Genomic DNA, 18,150 nt, shown 5'->3' with positions numbered 1-18,150 from the left:
TGCGTCATAGTGGCGTCCTCGCCAACTATCGTCAGGATCCCGCCATGTCGGCACCGCTGCGTGTGGTTGCGCTTGCCTACGACGGCCTGTGCACGTTCGAGTTCGGTTGTGTTGTCGAAGTCTTCGGCCTGGCGCGCCCGGAATTGAGCGTGCCGTGGTACACGCTGCGCGTGGCCGCGATCGAAGCGGGGCCGCTGCGCGCGATGGGCGGGATTGCCGTCAGTGTCGATGCGGGGCTCGAGGCCATGCTCGATGCCGATCTGGTGATCCTGCCCGGCTGGCGCGGCGCCGATGCGCCGCCGCCGGCTGCCCTGCTCGACGCGCTGTGTGCCGCACATGCGCGGGGCGCGCGGATTGCGACGATCTGTTCGGGCTCCTTCGTGCTGGCGGCCAGCGGCCTGCTCGACGGCAGGCGTGCCACGACGCACTGGCGCTATGCGGAGAAGTTCGCCGCGCGGCATCCGGCCATCGCGGTGCAGCCCGACGTGCTCTACGTCGACGAAGGCCGGCTGCTGACGTCGGCCGGTTCGGCCGCCGGCCTCGACATGATGCTGCACATCGTCCGCAGCGATTACGGCGCCGAGGTCGCCAACAGCGTCGCGCGGCGGCTGGTGATTCCGCCGCATCGCGACGGCGGCCAGCAGCAGTACATCGAGCGGCCGCTGCCGCGCTTCGACAACAACCGGCTGGCGCAGACCATGGACTGGATGCGTGCGCGCGCGGTCGAGCCGCTGACGCTGGCGCAGATGGCCGGGCACGCGGCGATGAGTCCGCGGACCTTCCTGCGCCAGTTCCGCGATGCGACCGGCGCGACCCCGTACGACTGGCTGCTGCGCGAGCGGGTCGGCATTGCCCGCCACCTGCTCGAAACCGGGGACATCGACCTGACGCGGCTGGCCCAGGCCAGCGGTTTCGGTTCGGTCGAAAGCCTGCGGGCGCATTTCCGACGGGTGGTCGGCGTTGCACCGTCGGTCTACCGGCGCCGGTTTGCCGTGGCCTGATGCGGTCGTTGGCGGCGAAGTTGATCTGCCACAAGGAAACGCGAGCACCGTTGCGGAACTATTTGCGGTTACATGCCGACGGGATGGCGGTAAAAAAAGGTTGTCGATCAGCAAGCATTGCCACAAGCGACGCCCGCCTGCCGACACCGGGGACCGCCGACACGGCACACCCTTGATCAACACCCATCAAGTGCGAGACCGATAGCAAACGTACTCCAGCCCAGTGCCCGGCGTTGCGCCGTGCCCGAAGCGGCGCCGCTGTTATCCGATGGGCCAATCAACCTGGAGGCAAACCGTGGCCGGCAATTCATCTCTCAGCCAACCCAAGGCGTTTTACCTGATTTTCTCGATCGAACTGTGGGAACGGTTCGGTTACTACGGCCTGCAGGGCATCATGGCGGTCTACCTCGTCAAGATGCTCGGCCTGCACGAGGCGGATTCGTTCACGCTGTTCTCGTCCTTCGTCGCCCTCGTCTACGGCCTGATCGCCGTCGGCGGCTGGCTCGGCGACAAGGTGCTGGGGACCAAGCGGACCATCATCCTCGGTGCGATCACGCTGGCGGTCGGTTACGCGATGATCGCGTTCTCCAATCACCAGGTCTCGTGGGTCTACCTCGGCATGGGCACGGTCGCGGTCGGTAACGGCCTGTTCAAGGCCAACCCGGGCTCGCTGCTGTCCAAGCTGTACGACAAGGACGATCCGCGCATCGACGGCGCGTTCACCATGTACTACATGGCGATCAACATCGGCTCGTTCTTCTCGATGCTGGCAACGCCGTGGCTGGCCAAGGAGTTCGGCTGGGGCGTGGCGTTCTCGCTGTCGGTGGTCGGCATGCTGATCACGCTCGCCAACTTCCTGCTGTGCAAGAAGATGGTCGCCCGGTACGGCTCGGCGCCGGATTTCAAGCCGCTGAACCTCAAGTACCTTGCCTACGTGATCGCCGGCATCGTCGTGGTCTGTCTGGCCGCCTCGTGGCTGCTCAAGCACCCGACCATCGCCAACTACGGTCTGGCCGCCATCTCGATCGGCATCGTCGCGATCTTCATGAAGGAAACCTTTGCGCTCGAAGGCGCGGCCCGCAGCAAGATGATCGTCGCCTTCGTGCTGATGGTCGAAGCGGTGATCTTCTTCGTGCTCTACAACCAGATGCCGACGTCGCTGAACTTCTTCGCGATCAACAACACCGAGCACAGCCTGCTCGGCTTCGCGGTGCAGCCGGAACAGTTCCAGGCGCTGAATCCGTTCTGGATCATGGTGGCGAGCCCGATTCTGGCGATGACCTACAACAAGCTCGGCGACAAGCTGCCGATGCCGCACAAGTTCGCATTCGGAATGGTGCTGTGCTCGCTGGCCTTCCTGGCACTGCCGCTGGGCGCACGTTTCGCCAACGAACACGGTCTGGTGTCGGCCAACTGGCTGGTGCTCAGCTACGCGCTGCAAAGCGTCGGCGAGCTGCTGATCTCCGGCCTCGGCCTGGCGATGGTGGCCCAACTGGTACCGGAGCGGCTGATGGGTTTCATCATGGGCGCCTGGTTCCTGACCACCGCCGCGGCATCGGCCGTCAGCGGCATGGTTGCCGGTCTGACCGCGGTGTCCGGCGAAGTCAGCAGCGCACAGCAATCGCTGGCGGTCTACAGCGACGTGTTCATGAAGATCGGCATCGTCACTGGCGTGATCGCCGTCCTGATGATCGCTACCGCACCGCTGCTGGCGCGGATGATCAGCGGTACCAGGGAAGTCGACGCCTTCGTCGCCGAAGGCGAACTCGCCGCGCAACGTCCGCAGTAAACGGCGGCCCGCACCACAAGCCCCGCGCCAGGCGGGGCTTTTTCACAGCCAGCCGAGTGCGCCGGCCAGTGCACCGGCCGCGATCAGCCAGAGCGGATTCAGCTTCGTCTTCAGCCCGACCGCTACCGTCACCACAGCGAGCAGCAGCGGCCCGAGCCGCGGCTGGACGGCGTCGAGCAGCAGCACGCCGGTGGCCAGCGTCAGCGCGATCGTCAGCGGCGCCAGCGCATGGCGGATCAGCCGGTGCCAGCGTTGCTCCCGGTGCCGGTGGCCGTAGTGCTCGACTGCCAGCGCAATGGCCGACGACGGCAGGCACATTGCCAGCAACGCGACCAGTGCACCGGGCAGGCCGGCGATCTGCAGGCCGAACAGCAGCACGAACAGCAGGTTCGGCCCCGGGGCGACCTGGGCGATCGTGTAGCTGGCGGCGAAGGCCGACTCGCTCAGCCAGTGCTGCTCGGTCACGAGCACGCGGTGCATGTCGGGCAGCACCGCGCTGGCACCGCCGAAGGCGATCAGCGACAGCTGGGCGAAGTGGCCGAACAGATCGAGCAGCAAGGTCATCGCCGGTGCTCCCACAGGCTGATCGCGAGCGACGTCGGTATCAGCACCGCCAGTACCGGCAATAGCGGCCAGCGCAGGAGCGCGATGGCGACAAAGGCCGCCACCCCGGTCAGCCAGGGCCAGCGCAGCCCGTGCTGGGCGCGGGCCAGCCTGATTGCGGTGAGGATGATCAGCCCGGCGGCGACCGCGGTCATGCCGTGCAGCGCGCCCTGGATCAGCGCGTTGCCGGCAACGTGCCGGTAGCCGAGTCCCAGCGCCAGCACGATCAGCCCGGGCGGGCCGATCAGCCCCAGTGCCGCGCACAGTCCGCCCTTGAGGCCGGCGTGGCGGTAGCCGAACATCATCGCCAGATTGACGACGTTGGGGCCGGGCAGGATCTGGCCGGTGCTGAGCAGATCGGCGAACTCGGCGTCGTCGAGCCAGCCGCGCTCGTCGACCAGCACCCGCCGCGCCCAGGGCAGCACGCCGCCAAAGCCGATCAGCCCCATGCGGGCGAACGTGCGGAACAGGGTGGCCGGCGTGATCGGTAGCGGCGGCATGATTGAAACCGTAACGAGTTCGATTCCCCATGCTAGCGCCACGCAGCTTTCAGATTGCCTTCAATGCCGTTTCGGGCCGATGGCTGCGGCGTTGCCGCGACACCTGATGCCGGAGCATTGTGCCGTTGACCGGGGCCGGAGGGGCCGGGATAATCCGCCGCTTCGCGGGAGAGTGGCCCGGCCCGGGTAAGGGTTGCGGGTCCGCCGAAGGCGCAAGCTCCCGGAATCGCTCAGGCAAACGAACCGCGAAGTCAGCATCAAGGCCAATTGGAGAGAGACCGGCCCGACCGGTCCACCGAAGGGGCAATGCGCGATCCGTCGCGCCAAACTCTCAGGTAAAAGGACAAGGGGAGAGGCCGCAACCACTTGCGGATATCCCATGCTCTCCACCATCTACATCATCGCGATTACCGCCGAAGCCATGACCGGCGCGCTTGCCGCCGGCCGGCGCAATATGGACCTGTTCGGCGTCATGGTCATCGCCTTCCTGACCGCGCTGGGCGGCGGCACCGTCCGCGACATCGTGCTCGGCCACTACCCGATCGGCTGGACGCAGCACCCCGAGTACATCTGGCTGGTGTTGTCGGCCGGTCTGTTCACCGTGCTGATCGCCCGCTTCATGCACCGCTTCGGCAAGATCTTCCTGATTCTCGACGCGTTCGGGCTGATCGCCTTCACCCTGATCGGCTGCGAGGTCGCGCTCGGCATGGGCTATCACCCGACCGTGGTGATCATGGCCGGCATGACCACCGGCATCGCCGGCGGCGTGCTGCGCGACATCCTCTGCTCGCGCGTCCCGGTGGTGTTCCGCCACGAGCTGTACGCGAGCGTGGCGCTGCTGGTGGCGCTCAGCTATCTGGGTCTTGGCGAGCTGGGTGTCCAGCATGACATCAACGTGCTGATGTCGTTCGCGCTCGGGCTGGTGATCCGGCTGTGTGCCATTTACCGCGGCTGGCGCTTGCCGGTATTCTCGTACCGCCAGCCGATCGACTGACGCTCCGGCATGAAAAAAGGGCTGCCCGCGGGCAGCCCTTTTTCTGATCCGTAGCGGCTCAGCGCGGCGGATTGACGACGATGTACTGCACCGTCGTGCCGACATACTGCGGCTGGTACCACGTGGCACCGCATTGCTGGTAGGCCAGGCCGTTGACGACGGTGGTGACGCAGCTCGGTGGCACCGAGTGGACGATGCTGCCGACGACGGCGGCGGTGGTGACGACCGCAGCAGTGGTGACTGCCGCCGCGGCGACCGGATGATAGACCGCCGGCGGCGGCGGGTAGTAGGGGCGCGGGGCACCGGCCGCGGCCGAGTGATAGACGCCGCCATTCGGACCGACGACGGTCCGCGCGGCAACCCAGGCCTGGGCCGATACCGGCGTCAGCAGCATCGACGCAGCGGCCGCCAGGGCCAGCGTGGCTTTGAACTTGCGCATGAGGGGGCTCCTTATTGTTTGGCCGACGGTTTGGCCGATGCCGGCTTCGACGCTTCGTTGCGCGCGAACGCGATGCGCTTGGCGTCCTTGGGCGGCTTGAAGCTGAACACGTCGTTGCCGAAGCTCGGCTGTGTCTGCCAGTTGAAGCGCACCGCGTGCTGCGGTCGTGCTTCGATGTCGGTGGCCGTGATCACCAGTTTGCACGGCAGTGGCTGTGCGCCCTTGCGGATCCACAGCTGCCAGTCGGTCCCCGGCTTGCGGAACGCATAGTGGGTGCAGGTGGCGTCGCCGATGCGCTCCTCGCCGACGGCACGCGCAGCGGTCAGCTCCTTGCCCTGGTCGGGATCGCTGCCCCAGTAGAACAGGTCGGCCAGCGGTGTTTCGATGCCGTACTTGTCGGCGATATCGCCGACGAGTTCACCGATCGTCTTCGGCGCCGGGGCGCTGGCGTAGAAGTTGTGCTGGCTGCCGTACAGCGTGAAGGTCTTGCCGTCGAAGTACATCGACCGTGTTCCCTGTTCGCCGCTGACACTGGCCTTGAGCCGGTTCGGCCGCACGACCTGCATTTCGGCGTGGCGGGCGAACTGCAGCGCCTGGCCGTTGTCGTCGACGAAGTCGGTGGTTGTGTCGGCACTGAGCGCAAAGCGGGGCAGGCTGCGCAGATAGCTGCCCATGGTCTCGAGTGCCTTGACCGCCTGTGGATCGACCGTCTTGGCAGCGCCGGCGTCGGCGGCCATGGAGCTGCCGGCCCATGCGGCAATCAGCAGCGCCGCAGCTGTACGGATTGGCTTCATTGCATCGTCCTTGTCGTAGATGATGTCGGTCTGTTTTTATCGGGTTGCTGCAGTGCACAGCTTAGCCCTGCATCCGGCGCCCCGGTAGCGTTGTTTTTGTCAACTATTTGACTGGCGGATTGCGGCAACTCCCGATTCGCCGCGGTGCAGGCCGCCGCGCATAATGGACCGATGGAATCCTGGTCCTTCGTGTCCGCCTTCGTCCTGCTGCTGCTGGTCACCGATCCGCTCGGCAGCATTCCGCTGTTCGTCGCCATGCTCAAGCAGGTGCCGCGCGAGCGGCGCGTGCGCATGATCGTGCGCGAGGTGTCGGTCGCCTTCGTCGTGTTGCTGGGCTTCATGCTCACCGGTCAGCAGTTCCTCGCGCTGATGCACCTGTCGCAGACCTCGCTCGGCATCGCCGGCGGGGTGATCCTGTTCCTGATCGCCTTGCGCATGGTGTTTCCGCATCCGGATGGCGTGTTCGGCGACATCAAGGGAGGCGAACCCTTCATCGTGCCGCTGGCGATCCCGCTGCTGGCCGGACCGTCGGCGCTGGCAACGGTGCTGCTGCTGGTGTCGCGCGCACCGGAGCGGCTGTGGGAGTGGATCGGTGCGCTGGCGCTGACGATGCTGGTCTGTGCGCTGGTGCTCGGCTTCTCCGAAAAAATCGGCCAGGTGCTGGGCGAGCGGGTGACCACTGCTTTCGAGCGGCTGATGGGTCTGGTGCTGACCGCCATTGCCGTGGAAATGCTGCTGTCGGGCGTGCGCGATTACATCGGCTCGCTGACGTGAGCGCTTGATACCGGGCAAAGGGCCGATGCCATTTGCGTTTAGAATTCCGGACAGATTCGAACTACCGCACAAGGAGCTGCGAGATGACCCAGAACGAACTGAAAGAAGCCGTCGGCCGTGCCGCCATCGCCTACGTGCCGGACGACTGCATCGTCGGCGTCGGCACCGGCTCGACCGCCAACTACTTCATCGATGCACTGGCCGAAATCAAGGGCCGCATCCAGGGCGCGGTGTCGTCGTCCGAGGCGAGCATCGCACGGCTGAAAAAGCACAACATTCCGGTATTCGACCTGAATGCCATCGACCGTCTGCCGGTTTATGTCGACGGCGCCGACGAGATCAACCACCAGCTGCAGATGATCAAGGGCGGCGGCGCGGCGCTGACGCGCGAGAAGATCGTCTCGGCGGTCGCCGAACAGTTCGTCTGCATCGCCGACGCCAGCAAGTATGTCGGCGTGCTCGGCAACTTCCCGCTGCCGGTCGAAGTGATCCCGATGGCACGCTCGTACGTTGCCCGCGAACTCGTCAAGCTGGGCGGGCATCCGGCCTACCGTGAAGGCGTGGTCACCGACAACGGCAACGTCATCCTCGACGTGCACGGGCTGCGCATCGCCGAACCGGCTAAACTGGAGGCCGAGATCAACCAGATCGTCGGTGTCGTCACCAACGGCCTGTTCGCGCGCCGCCGCGCGGACGTGCTGCTGCTGGGCACCGAGGACGGGGTCAAGACCTACAAGTGAGCCCGCGCTGACCGACCCCGGAAGACTTGAAACAAAAAATTAACAAGACTCTGCCATGATCCGGGGTCTGTCCGTTGGAGCGTCCATGATGTCCGAACACATTTCCAAACAATTTGACGCCGAACTCGAGGCGATCCGTTCGAGCGTGCTCGGCATGGCCGGTCTGGTCGAGGACCAGGTCCGCCTGGCGATGGAAGCGCTGTCGACCGGCAATATCGAAATCATCAACAAGGTGATCGAGCAGGAAGAGCAGGTCAACAAGATGCACGTGCAGCTCGACGACATGTGCATCCACATGATCGCGCGCCGTCAGCCGGCGGCCACCGACCTGCGCATGGTGATGACCGTGATCAAGTCGGTCGAGGACCTCGAACGCATCGGCGACAAGGCCGCACGCATCTGTGTCCGCGCCAAGAACATCTACGATGCCGGCAAACTGCAGGTGCCGCGCTTTGCCGAGCTCGACCACATCGCCGAAGACGCACTCGACATGCTCAGCAAGGCACTCGACGCCTTTGCCCGCCTCGATGCGGTACCGGCGTCCGAAGTGAAGCGCGCCGACGACCAGCTCGACAACGAGTACCGTGCGCTGCAGCGCCAGCTGATCACCATCATGATGGAAGACCCGCGCCAGATCACGCTGACGCTGGACATCCTCTGGATTGCCAAGGCAATCGAACGGATCGGCGATCTGGCGGTGAACATTGCCGAACAGGTCATCTTCCTCGTCAAGGGCCAAGACGTGCGCCACAAGAGCCAGGAAGAAGTCGACAGCGTCGTGCACGCCAAACGCGAGGAGTGATCCGCGCGCTTCCGCCTGCAACGCCCCGCATCGCCGGGGCGTTTTCACGTCCGGATGCGGACAACGCCGGCTTGGCGCACCGCATCACGCCGCGTTATCGTTGAGGCCTTGCTCCACACGGACCGACCATGACCGATGCCTCGCTGATCGCCGCCGTTGACCTCGGCTCCAACAGTTTCCGCCTGCAGATCGCCCGGGTTCAGGACGGGTCGCTGGTGCCGCTGACCACGCTGAAGGAAACCGTGCGGCTGGCGGGCGGGATCGACGCCGACGGCTGCCTGACCGCGGCCATCCAGAACGAGGCGCTGGCGGCGCTGCGCCGCTTCGGCAAAACGCTGAGCGGACTGGCACGCAGCCAGGTGCGCATTGTCGCCACCAACACCTTCCGTGTGGCCAGGAACATCGACGACTTTCAGCCGCTGGCCGAAGCCGCACTCGGCTATCCGATCGAAATCGTTGCCGGTCAGGAAGAAGCCCGGCTGATCTACATCGGTGCGGCGCACAGCCTGCCCGCCAGCCGCAAGGCGCGGCTGATTGTCGACATCGGCGGTGGCTCGACGGAACTGATCATCGGTCGCCAGTTCGACGCCCAGACAATGGAGAGCGTGCTGCTCGGCTGTGTCAGCTGGAGCCAGCGTTTCTTTCCCGACGGCCAGATCACCGAGGCTGCGCTGCGCGCCGCCGAGCTGGCAGCGTGCGAACTGCTCGAGCCGGTGGCCGGACTGTTCGGCCCGACGCACTGGCATGCCACGGTCGGTACGTCCGGCACGTCGCGGTCGATCGCCGACGTGCTCGAACTGAACGGCCTGAGCGAATCGGGCATCACCCGTGAAGGCATGCGGCAGTTGCGGCAGATCCTGCTCGACGCCGGTCATGTCGATGCGGTCGAACTGAAAGGATTGCGCGCGGACCGCCGGCCGGTGCTGGCGGGCGGCTTCGCCATCATGGCCGCCGTGTTCGAGATGCTCGGCATCGAGAAAATGACAATCACGCAGGGCGCCCTGCGTGACGGCGTGCTTTACGACCTGATGGCGCGCAACGGCATGCTCGACGTGCGCGAGCGCACCGTCGGCGCCTTCCAGCGCCGCTATCAGGTCGACGTCGCACAGGCCAACCGGGTCGCCGAGCTGGCGGGGTTGCTGTTCCGCCAGCTGCACGCTGACGACGAGGACACCGCGCGCGCGCTGCGCCATGCGGCACGGTTGCACGAGGTCGGCCGGCTGATCGCCCATGTCGGCTATCACAAGCACGGCGCCTATGTGCTCCAGCATGCCGACATGCACGGCTTTTCGCGCCGCGAACAAGCGCGGCTGGCGCAATGGGCGCTGGTCCAGCGCGGCAGTCTGGCCAAGCTGGGCACCGAGCGTCTGGACGGGGCCGACTGGGCTGCGATCCTGGCGCTGCGGCTTGCCGTGCTGTTCTGTCGTGGCCGAAAATCGCAATGGCCGGCGGCAATCCGGCTGCGTGGCTCGGGCAGCGACTTCCTGTTGCAGATCGACCCGGTCTGGCTCTCGGCCAATCCCCTTACCGCATTCGCGCTCGACGAGGAAACCCGCCAATGGCAAAAGCCGCGGCTCATCATCGCAAGGCCAACAAGCTGAGGCAGCACCTGCGTGCCGACAAGGCAGGCAGCCACCCCGGAACGATGCAGTACGTCGGCCCCCGCCGGCCCGAGGAAACGCTGGCGACGCTGATCGAATTCGGGCCGGAGGAAAACGACTTCATCGAGACGCGCTTCACGTCGCTCGAGGAAGGCAAGACCTTCGAGCGCACGCACCAGACCTTCTGGCTCAACCTGCACGGCCTTGCCAATCTCGAGCTGCTCAAGTACGTCGGCAAGCGCTTCAATCTGCATCCGCTGACGATGGAGGACATCCTTCATACCGAGCAACGCCCGAAGGTCGAGGTGTATCCGGGCTACTTGTTCATCGTCGCGCGGCTCGCCAGTGTCGACGCCGACGGTGTGCTCTGCAGCGAGCAGGTCAGCATCGTGCTCGGCCACGGCTTTGTGCTGACGTTCCAGGAAAAGCCGACCGGCACGTTCACCGGCATCCGCGACAGCCTGAAAAACGCGCAGTCGCAAGTGCGCAAGCTCGGTGCCGACTATCTGGTCTACTCCCTGCTCGACAAGCTGGTTGACCGCTATTTCAGCGTACTCGAAAGCATCGGAGACCGGATCGAGTCGGTCGACGACCAGATCGCTGCCGGCCCGGTACCCGACCATCTGACCGACATTCAGGAGCTGCGGCGCGGCATGCTCGGGATCAAGCGCGGATTGTGGCCGTTGCGCGAAGTCGTCAACGTCCTGCAGCGCGATGACGCGGACTTCTTCCATGAGGAAACCCAGCTGTATCTGCGCGATGTCTACGACCACACGGTGCAGCTGATCGAAAGCACCGAGGCGCTGCGCGAACTGGTCGGCAACCTGCAGGACTCCTACCTGTCGCTGCAGTCGCACCGGATGAACCTGCAGATGCGCATGCTCACGGTGATCACCACGGTGTTCATGCCGCTGACGCTGATTGCCGGCATCTACGGGATGAACTTCGAATTCATGCCCGAACTGCACTGGCGTGGTGGTTACTTCGCCGCGTTGGGGCTGATGGCCGCGATCACCGTCGGGCTAATCGCTTTTTTCCGCCGGAAGCAGTGGTTCTGAATCCGGCGTGCCTTCGGGGTGACGGCGCTGCTGTTCGCGCAAGTCGGTCAGCACCAGTCCGTCCTCGGTCACGAAGGGCGGACTGGCCTGTTTGCCTCGCCGCCGCTCGCCGCCCTGGCGCGGCAACCAGAAATCGTGCTCGGAATTGTTCGACATCAGGCTGATCCTCGTCTGTCACCTTCGTTCAGCATAGCCCGCGTTGCTACCAGAACCAGGCAAAGACAAAGACTCCCAGCATGGCCAGTGCGACCGCAACCTTGGCGATCGCACCGATCAGCAGACCGATCCACGTGGCCACGCCCACCTTGCCGGCCCGGGCAACGTCGCGGCGCGCGAGGTACTCGCCGACCGCTGCGCCGATGAACGGCCCGACAATCAAGCCGACCAGCCCGCCGGCGATGCCCAGCACCGCACCGATCATCGATCCCCATACCGCCTGAGAACTGGCGCCGACCCGTTTGGCGCCGAGGGCGCCGGCGACGAAATCCAGCACGATGGACAGCGCCAGCAGGATACCGAGCACCAGCAGGGTCGGCCAGCCGATGCGGCTGAAGCCTTCCGCCCACGCGGCCAGCAGCATGCCGCCGAAAATGAGGGGCGTACCCGGCAGCATCGGCAACAGCGTGCCGGCCAGGCCAACGAGGACGAGCGCAGCGGCCAGCAACAGCCAGAGGGTCAGGGGGTCGGTCATGCGGTTGTTCCATCTGGGGGTGTTGGAACGGAGTCCGGCGGGGGCGGCGAGTTCCCCTGTTTGCCGAAAACCGGCCGTCGTTTGCATGGCGGATCACGCCACAAGCTTGCCTGTACGGAAACGCCTGCTAGATTGATCTTCATAAAACCAAAACTTACTCGGTATGTTAGGTTACAGGAGATCCATCATGCATTCCGTATCCCGCTCCCCAGGCTCGTTGCGCACCATGCTCGGCTGGCTCAGGCTCGGTGGCGGCGACCATCAAAGCCGTCTGGCGCTCGAGCTGGCCGCCGATGCCGTCATCAGTGTCGATGCCGCCGGCCAGCTGACCTTGTACAACGCGGCGGCCGAACGTCTGTGGGGTTTCCGGCCGGAGGAAGTGCTCGGTCGTCCGGCGCGCAACCTGTTGCCGGCGCTCGACCTGACCGAAGCCGGCGGTCGCGAAGTCGAAATCACCTGCCGCGATGGCCGAAAGCTCTGGGCCAACGTGTCGGTGTCGCGCTTGCGGGGCAGTGCGGCCTGTACCGCCTTCGTCCGGGACATTTCGGTCGAACGCAATAGCCGGGAAATCATTTCGCAGACGCTGGAACAGGCGCTCGACGCGGTGGTCACCATCGACGAATGCAACAACGTGACCTTCTTCAACCGTGCCGCCGAAAACCTCTGGGGCTACGCACGCAGCGAAGTGATCGGTCAGAACGTCAAGATGCTGGTGCCGCGCGGCATCCAGCCCAGCCACGACGGCTACGTCAACGCCAACCGAAATACCGGGCAGGACAAGATCGTCGGAACCAGTCGCGAGGTACAGATCGAGCGCAAGGATGGCGGGAAAATCTGGGGCAGCCTGTCGCTGTCCAAAGTGCATGCCGGCGACAAGATCATTTACACCGCCTTCGTCAAGGATGTGACCCGCGAGCGCGAGGTCCGCGAAGCGATGAACCAGACACTCGAACAGGCGCTCGATGCGGTGGTATCGATCGACGGCGACAACAACGTCACCTTCTTCAACGCGGCGGCCGAGAAGTTGTGGAACCTGCGCCGCGACGAGGTGATCGGCCAGAACGTCAAGATGCTGGTGCCGCAGGGCATTCAGGCGAACCACGATCATTTCGTCAACGCCAACCGCGCGACCGGAAAAGACAAGATCGTCGGCACCAACCGCGAGGTCTGCATCGAACGGCGCGACGGCAGCCAGGTCTGGGCGAACCTGTCGCTGTCCAAGGTGCGCGCCGGCGAGAAAATCAGCTACACCGCCTTCGTCAAGGACATCACCCGCGAACGCGAAGCGCGTGAAATGATGAACCAGTCGCTCGAGCAGGCGCTGGACGCTGTCGTGACGATCGACGAGCACAACAACGTCACTTCGTTCAACGCCGCAGCCGAAAAACTCTGGGGTTATGGCCGGGCCGAGGTCATCGGCCAGAACGTCAAGAAACTGGTGCCGTCGGCGATCCAGTCGAATCACGACGGTTACGTCAATGCCAACCGCAATTCCGGGCAGGACAAGATTATCGGCACCAGCCGCGAAGTGTGCATCGAGCGCAAGGACGGCGAGAAAATCTGGGGGCAGTTGTCGCTGTCCAAAGTCAGGCTGGACGGCAAGATCGCCTATACCGCCTTCGTCAAGGACGTGACGGTGACCCGCCAGGCGCGCGACACCACCGATGCCGCAATGGCGGCGGTGCTGACGTCGAGCAACCAGATCGGCCAGATCGTTGCGGTGATCGACGGCATCGCCGCGCAGACCAATCTGCTGTCGCTCAATGCGGCGATCGAGGCGGCGAGGGCGGGCGAGGCGGGCCGCGGTTTCGCGGTAGTGGCCGACGAAGTCCGCAATCTGGCGACGCGTTCGGCCGATTCGGCGCGCGAGATCGGCGGTCTGGTCGACGAGACCAAGCTTCGCATCAACGAGCTGGCGGTATCACTGGAAAAGCTCTCCGGCGGCGGTCAATAGCGGAGCGCGGACGAAAAAACGGGCAGCCTGCGCTGCCCGTTCTGTTTGTAGCGTGCCCGGTCAGGACGGGTTCGGCTCTGCCGGCCGGTTCGAGGCCAGCCAGAGCAGGACGGCACCGGCAATGATCATCGGCAGGCTCAACCACTGGCCCATCGACAGCTGCCCGGCGAGCAGACCGAGAAAGTCGTCGGGTTCGCGGGCGAACTCGGCAATGAAGCGGAAGCCGCCGTAACCGAGCAGGAACAGTGCCGAAACCTGGCCGCGATGGCGCGGTTTGGCCGAGTACCACCACAGCAGCGCAAACAGCACGATGCCTTCCAGCACCATTTCATAGAGCTGCGAGGCATGGCGCGGCAGCATGCCGTACTGCGACAGCCAGGCCTGCCATTGCGGGTTGTCGGCGGCGACGCGCAGGTCCTCTGCACGGGCGCTCGGAAAGCCCATGGCCCAGAAGTTCGTCGGCGCGGTGACCCGGCCCCACAACTCGCCGTTGATGAAGTTGCCGAGCCGGCCGAACGCCAGTCCGATGGGCACCAGCGGGGCGACGAAGTCGGCGACCTCGAAGAAACGCCGGTTGGTCTTGCGGGCGAACCAGATCATCGCGAACAGCACGCCAAGGAAGCCGCCATGGAACGACATCCCGCCTTCCCAGACCTTGAGGATGTCGAGCGGATGGCTCAGGTAGAAGCCCGGCTTGTAGAACAGCACGTAGCCGAGGCGGCCGCCGAGAATGACGCCGAGCACGCCGTAGAACAGCAGGTCGTCCATTTCCTCGACCTTCCAGCCCGGCGGGTTGCCCTTGCGGATGCGCATGCGGCCGAGCAACAGGAACAGCATGAAGCCGAACAAATACATCAGGCCGTACCAGTGCACGCCGAAGGAGCCGATCGAGAACGCGACCGGGTTGAGTTGCGGGTGAATCAGCATGTAATGCATCCACGTTTGAGAACGGGGCAGATTATAGTCCGTGTCCCCTGCCTGCCGGTGCGGGATTCGTGCGCGGAAACCGTTGCGTCATCGTTCTGCAATGCGGGACAACGCGGCTTGTCACCGGGGTGAGGTCGTGGCGAACGAAATTCGATAGAATCGACGGGTACCCAACCGTTCGCTGCAGGTTAGCCCACCATGCCCCAATATCGCTCCCATACCTCGACCCACGGCCGCAACATGGCCGGCGCACGCGCCCTGTGGCGCGCCACCGGCATGAAGGACGGTGACTTCGGCAAACCGATCATCGCGATCGCCAACTCCTTCACCCAGTTCGTGCCGGGCCACGTGCACCTGCACAACCTTGGTCAACTGGTCGCGCGCGAGATCGAGAAGGCCGGCGGGATCGCCAAGGAGTTCAACACCATCGCCGTCGACGACGGCATCGCCATGGGGCACGGCGGCATGCTGTATTCGCTGCCGAGCCGCGACCTGATCGCCGATTCGGTCGAATACATGGTCAACGCTCACTGTGCCGACGCGATCGTCTGCATCTCGAACTGCGACAAGATCACCCCGGGGATGCTGATGGCCGCGCTGCGGCTGAACATTCCGGTGATCTTCGTCTCGGGCGGGCCGATGGAGGCCGGCAAGGTCAACTGGCACGGCGAAATCCGCAAGCTCGACCTCGTCGATGCGATGGTCGAAGCGGCCAACGACAAGGTCTCGGACGAAGAAGTCGCGGCGGTGGAACGCAGCGCCTGCCCGACCTGTGGCTCGTGCTCGGGCATGTTTACCGCCAACTCGATGAACTGCCTGACCGAAGCGCTCGGGCTGTCGCTGCCGGGCAACGGCTCGATGCTGGCCACCCACGCCGACCGCAAGCAGCTGTTCCTGCAGGCCGGCCGTACCATCGTCGAGCTGGCCAAGCGCTACTACGAGCAGGACGACGCCAGCGTGTTGCCGCGTTCGATCGCAACCTATGAAGCGTTCGAGAACGCGATGAGTCTCGACGTGGCGATGGGCGGCTCGACCAATACCGTGCTTCACCTGCTGGCCGCGGCATTCGAGGCCGGTGTCGATTTCAAGATGGCCGACATCGACCGCATCAGCCGCCGCGTGCCCTGCCTGGCCAAGGTCGCTCCGGCGACGCAGAAATATCATATGGAAGACGTTCATCGCGCCGGTGGCGTGGTCGGCATCCTGTCCGAGCTCGATCGTGCCGGGCTGATCAACCGCGACGTGCCGACCGTACATGCGCGGACGCTGGGCGAAGGACTGGCGCAGTGGGACGTGATCCGCAATGGTGAAGACAGTGCTGCACGCCTCTTCTATCGTGCCGCACCGGGCGGGATCGCGACCACCGTGGCGTTCAGCCAGAGCATGCGTTATCCGGAGCTGGATCTGGACCGCGCCGGCGGCTGCATCCGCAACAAGGAGAATGCCTACAGTCAGGACGGCGGCCTTGCGGTGCTGTACGGCAACATTGCCGAACGCGGCTGTATCGTGAAGACCGCAGGGGTCGATGACAGCATCCTCAAGTTCACGGGCCGGGTGCGCATCTTCGAAAGCCAGGACGACGCGGTTGCCGGCATTCTGGCCGACCAGATCGTCGCGGGCGATCTGGTGCTGATCCGCTACGAAGGTCCGAAAGGCGGGCCGGGCATGCAGGAAATGCTTTATCCGACCTCGTACCTCAAGTCCAAGGGGCTGGGCAAGGAATGCGCGCTGCTCACTGACGGCCGCTTCTCCGGCGGGACCTCGGGCCTGTCGATCGGTCACGTCAGCCCGGAAGCAGCCGAAGGCGGTGCCATCGGTCTGGCGGAAGAGGGCGATACCATCGAGATCGACATCCCGAACCGCCGCATCCACCTTGCGGTGAGCGAGGACGAACTGGCGCGTCGTCGTGCTGCCATGGAGGCGCGCGGCAAGGAGGCCTGGAAGCCGCTGGCGCGCGAGCGCTATGTCAGCCCTGCGTTGCGTGCCTATGCGGCGATGACCACGAGTGCCGATACCGGTGCGGTGCGTGACGTCACGCAGGTCGAGCGGAAGTGACCTGACCGAATACAGGGCCGGCTTTGCCGGCCTTTTTCATTTGGAGCGATGATGGAAAGTGTGACCGCGGCTACGATCCGTGCACGAATGCTTGCGCTGGTCTGCGAGGTGCCTGCGGGTCGTGTGGCCACCTACGGTGATATCGCGCGTCTGGCCGGCTTTCCGCGCCATTCCCGCCAGGTCGGCGTTGCGCTGCGCCAGGTCGGCAGCGAAGTACCTTGGCATCGCATCGTGAACCACGAGGGGCGGATCAGTCGCCGAGGGCTGGACGGCAATGACGAACTGCAGCGTTACCTGCTCGAAGCCGAAGGGGTCATGTTCGATGCCGAAGGACGGATCCCGCTGAACCGGTTCCGCTGGATGAAGACCCTCTGAGCTGCTGCAAGCGCCGGAAATGAAAAAAGCCGCTTCCAAGGAAGCGGCTTTTGAAATTTCTGGTGGCCAGTCGCGGAATCGAACCACGGACACGCGGATTTTCAATCCGCTGCTCTACCAACTGAGCTAACTGGCCAACCGAGGAAGCGAATTAAACACTATGGAGTTCGGTACGTCAACATCTTTTCGAAAAATAAATTGATGGGTGGTGAGGTTGCTCGAACAATGGTCTGTTTCCGGCGTTTGTATTTACGTCATGGGTATGGAGCAAGGTCTGGCCCGGGAGGAGGCCATCGCTTATATGGAAGGGCATGCTTGGGCGGTACAGCCGATACCCGTTCTGTTGGCCGAACGCCTCGTCCAATCATCTTTATCTTGGATGGGTGAGTGCCTGCGTCACGGATTTATCGATGCGACAGGTAGATTGTTCGAGCGCCGGAAGGTACTCAGCCCGGTAGCTTTGATGGGCGATATCGTGCTGCTGCCGGATTTCAATCAACAAAAAGTCTTTTGTTTTCAGTTGGGTGCGCATTTTTGAGGTTTTTTTGTGTTGAGGGTGTTTGACAGGGGTCTGTTCGTCGCCCATAATGCGCAGCTCATCCGGTGGGGTGGCCGAGTGGTTAAAGGCAGCAGACTGTAAATCTGCCCTCTCTGAGTACGCTGGTTCGAATCCAGCCCCCACCACCAGATACAGTAGTGCGGTAGTGAAGAGTCGTTGTTTGCAGTGTGGCTTAGTTCCCGGCGGGTGTAGCTCAATGGTAGAGCAGAAGCCTTCCAAGCTTATGACGAGGGTTCGATTCCCTTCACCCGCTCCAAAAAGTTTGATGCTGATGTAGCTCAGGGGTAGAGCACTCCCTTGGTAAGGGAGAGGTCGTGGGTTCAATTCCCACCATCAGCTCCAATCACGCTTGTATATTTCATTCTCAAATCCCGGTAAGGAAATATCATGGCTAAAGGTAAGTTCGAGCGGACGAAGCCGCACGTCAACGTCGGCACCATCGGTCACGTTGACCACGGCAAGACCACGCTGACCGCAGCGATCACCACCATCCT

Annotated in this window: 20 protein-coding genes, 4 tRNA genes and 2 riboswitches; of the genes, 16 read left to right on the top strand and 8 right to left on the bottom strand. The window is 64.2% G+C overall.

Annotated features, from left to right (window positions below; all coding sequences use genetic code 11):
• Positions 1–44: 44 nt before the first annotated feature.
• Together ftrA and dtpA are read left to right on the top strand one after the other, a co-directional pair.
• The gene (gene ftrA / locus IE097_RS17680) at positions 45–1,001 is read left to right on the top strand and encodes a transcriptional regulator FtrA (protein ID WP_189462225.1); all 957 of its coding nucleotides are present in this window, start codon (positions 45–47) and stop codon (positions 999–1,001) included.
• Positions 1,002–1,296: 295 nt separating this feature from the next.
• Entirely contained in the window at positions 1,297–2,790 is a 1,494-nt protein-coding gene (gene dtpA, locus IE097_RS17675) for a dipeptide/tripeptide permease DtpA (RefSeq protein WP_229797653.1), read from the top strand.
• Positions 2,791–2,832: 42 nt separating this feature from the next.
• Here dtpA and IE097_RS17670 read toward each other — a convergent pair whose 3' ends face one another.
• The gene (locus IE097_RS17670) at positions 2,833–3,354 is read right to left on the bottom strand and encodes a chromate transporter (protein ID WP_189462223.1); all 522 of its coding nucleotides are present in this window, start codon (positions 3,352–3,354) and stop codon (positions 2,833–2,835) included.
• Positions 3,351–3,893, bottom strand: coding sequence for a chromate transporter (locus IE097_RS17665; RefSeq protein WP_189462222.1), 543 nt, complete (start codon positions 3,891–3,893; stop codon positions 3,351–3,353). The genes IE097_RS17670 and IE097_RS17665 overlap by 4 nt, the downstream gene beginning before the upstream one ends.
• Before the next feature lie 155 nt (positions 3,894–4,048).
• Positions 4,049–4,149, top strand: a riboswitch (glycine riboswitch).
• Between the two features lies 1 nt (position 4,150).
• A riboswitch (glycine riboswitch) is annotated at positions 4,151–4,250 on the top strand.
• 22 nt (positions 4,251–4,272) lie between these two features.
• On the opposite strand from IE097_RS17665, the gene IE097_RS17660 reads away from it, so the two are divergent.
• Positions 4,273–4,887 (top strand): trimeric intracellular cation channel family protein, encoded by a 615-nt coding sequence (locus IE097_RS17660; RefSeq protein ID WP_189462221.1) that lies wholly within the window; start codon positions 4,273–4,275, stop codon positions 4,885–4,887.
• 58 nt (positions 4,888–4,945) lie between these two features.
• Here IE097_RS17660 and IE097_RS17655 read toward each other — a convergent pair whose 3' ends face one another.
• Together IE097_RS17655 and IE097_RS17650 are read right to left on the bottom strand one after the other, a co-directional pair.
• Positions 4,946–5,326 carry a hypothetical protein gene (locus tag IE097_RS17655; RefSeq protein ID WP_189462357.1) on the bottom strand — a complete coding sequence of 127 codons (381 nt, stop codon included), beginning with the start codon at positions 5,324–5,326 and terminating at the stop codon, positions 4,946–4,948.
• A gap of 11 nt (positions 5,327–5,337) precedes the next feature.
• A complete protein-coding gene (locus tag IE097_RS17650) occupies positions 5,338–6,120 on the bottom strand; it encodes a DUF2092 domain-containing protein (protein WP_189462220.1) in 783 nt (260 codons plus the stop codon).
• A 171-nt stretch (positions 6,121–6,291) separates the two neighbouring features.
• On the opposite strand from IE097_RS17650, the gene IE097_RS17645 reads away from it, so the two are divergent.
• The 5 genes from IE097_RS17645 to corA all read left to right on the top strand — a co-directional run bounded on the left by IE097_RS17645 (position 6,292) and on the right by corA (position 11,095).
• Entirely contained in the window at positions 6,292–6,894 is a 603-nt protein-coding gene (locus tag IE097_RS17645) for a MarC family protein (RefSeq protein WP_189462219.1), read from the top strand.
• An 83-nt stretch (positions 6,895–6,977) separates the two neighbouring features.
• Positions 6,978–7,634, top strand: coding sequence for a ribose-5-phosphate isomerase RpiA (gene rpiA, locus IE097_RS17640; RefSeq protein WP_189462218.1), 657 nt, complete (start codon positions 6,978–6,980; stop codon positions 7,632–7,634).
• Between the two features lie 85 nt (positions 7,635–7,719).
• The gene (phoU, locus tag IE097_RS17635; protein ID WP_308429733.1) at positions 7,720–8,436 is read left to right on the top strand and encodes a phosphate signaling complex protein PhoU; all 717 of its coding nucleotides are present in this window, start codon (positions 7,720–7,722) and stop codon (positions 8,434–8,436) included.
• A gap of 128 nt (positions 8,437–8,564) precedes the next feature.
• Positions 8,565–10,037 (top strand): Ppx/GppA phosphatase family protein, encoded by a 1,473-nt coding sequence (locus IE097_RS17630; protein WP_189462217.1) that lies wholly within the window; start codon positions 8,565–8,567, stop codon positions 10,035–10,037.
• Positions 9,995–11,095: a magnesium/cobalt transporter CorA gene (gene corA, locus IE097_RS17625; RefSeq protein ID WP_229797652.1), complete on the top strand. Its 1,101-nt coding sequence runs from the start codon at positions 9,995–9,997 to the stop codon at positions 11,093–11,095. Before IE097_RS17630 ends, corA begins: the two co-directional genes overlap by 43 nt.
• Here corA and IE097_RS17620 read toward each other — a convergent pair.
• Positions 11,060–11,251, bottom strand: coding sequence for a hypothetical protein (locus tag IE097_RS17620; protein ID WP_189462216.1), 192 nt, complete (start codon positions 11,249–11,251; stop codon positions 11,060–11,062). The genes corA and IE097_RS17620 overlap by 36 nt on opposite strands.
• Before the next feature lie 46 nt (positions 11,252–11,297).
• Entirely contained in the window at positions 11,298–11,786 is a 489-nt protein-coding gene (locus tag IE097_RS17615; RefSeq protein WP_189462215.1) for a DUF456 domain-containing protein, read from the bottom strand.
• 187 nt (positions 11,787–11,973) lie between these two features.
• Here IE097_RS17615 and IE097_RS17610 point away from each other — a divergent pair, with 187 nt between their 5' ends.
• Positions 11,974–13,740, top strand: a complete 1,767-nt coding sequence (locus tag IE097_RS17610; RefSeq protein WP_308429732.1) for a PAS domain S-box protein — start codon at positions 11,974–11,976, stop codon at positions 13,738–13,740.
• Between the two features lie 60 nt (positions 13,741–13,800).
• On the opposite strand, the gene lgt is transcribed toward IE097_RS17610, so the two are convergent.
• A complete protein-coding gene (gene lgt / locus IE097_RS17605; protein ID WP_189462214.1) occupies positions 13,801–14,667 on the bottom strand; it encodes a prolipoprotein diacylglyceryl transferase in 867 nt (288 codons plus the stop codon).
• A 198-nt stretch (positions 14,668–14,865) separates the two neighbouring features.
• Here lgt and ilvD point away from each other — a divergent pair, with 198 nt between their 5' ends.
• Both ilvD and IE097_RS17595 read left to right on the top strand, forming a co-directional pair.
• Positions 14,866–16,722 carry a dihydroxy-acid dehydratase gene (gene ilvD, locus IE097_RS17600; protein ID WP_189462213.1) on the top strand — a complete coding sequence of 619 codons (1,857 nt, stop codon included), beginning with the start codon at positions 14,866–14,868 and terminating at the stop codon, positions 16,720–16,722.
• A gap of 87 nt (positions 16,723–16,809) precedes the next feature.
• Positions 16,810–17,097 (top strand): MGMT family protein, encoded by a 288-nt coding sequence (locus tag IE097_RS17595; RefSeq protein ID WP_229797651.1) that lies wholly within the window; start codon positions 16,810–16,812, stop codon positions 17,095–17,097.
• A gap of 60 nt (positions 17,098–17,157) precedes the next feature.
• On the opposite strand, the gene IE097_RS17590 is transcribed toward IE097_RS17595, so the two are convergent.
• Positions 17,158–17,233 (bottom strand) — tRNA-Phe (locus IE097_RS17590).
• Positions 17,234–17,305: 72 nt separating this feature from the next.
• Here IE097_RS17590 and IE097_RS17585 point away from each other — a divergent pair.
• From IE097_RS17585 to IE097_RS17565, 5 genes are all read left to right on the top strand, one after another.
• The gene (locus IE097_RS17585; RefSeq protein ID WP_189462211.1) at positions 17,306–17,635 is read left to right on the top strand and encodes a hypothetical protein; all 330 of its coding nucleotides are present in this window, start codon (positions 17,306–17,308) and stop codon (positions 17,633–17,635) included.
• A 64-nt stretch (positions 17,636–17,699) separates the two neighbouring features.
• Positions 17,700–17,784 (top strand) — tRNA-Tyr (locus tag IE097_RS17580).
• 54 nt (positions 17,785–17,838) lie between these two features.
• A tRNA-Gly gene (locus IE097_RS17575) sits at positions 17,839–17,912 on the top strand.
• Between the two features lie 11 nt (positions 17,913–17,923).
• A tRNA-Thr gene (locus IE097_RS17570) sits at positions 17,924–17,998 on the top strand.
• A gap of 45 nt (positions 17,999–18,043) precedes the next feature.
• On the top strand, positions 18,044–18,150 hold a 107-nt coding region (locus tag IE097_RS17565), incomplete at its 3' end, for a GTP-binding protein (RefSeq protein ID WP_229797655.1).

Origin of the sequence: Jeongeupia chitinilytica (assembly GCF_014652315.1) — a bacterium.
Classification (GTDB): Bacteria; Pseudomonadota; Gammaproteobacteria; order Burkholderiales; family Chitinibacteraceae; genus Jeongeupia; species Jeongeupia chitinilytica.
Note: the sequence above shows the minus strand (reverse complement) of the source record. Positions and strands in the feature narration are given on the sequence as shown.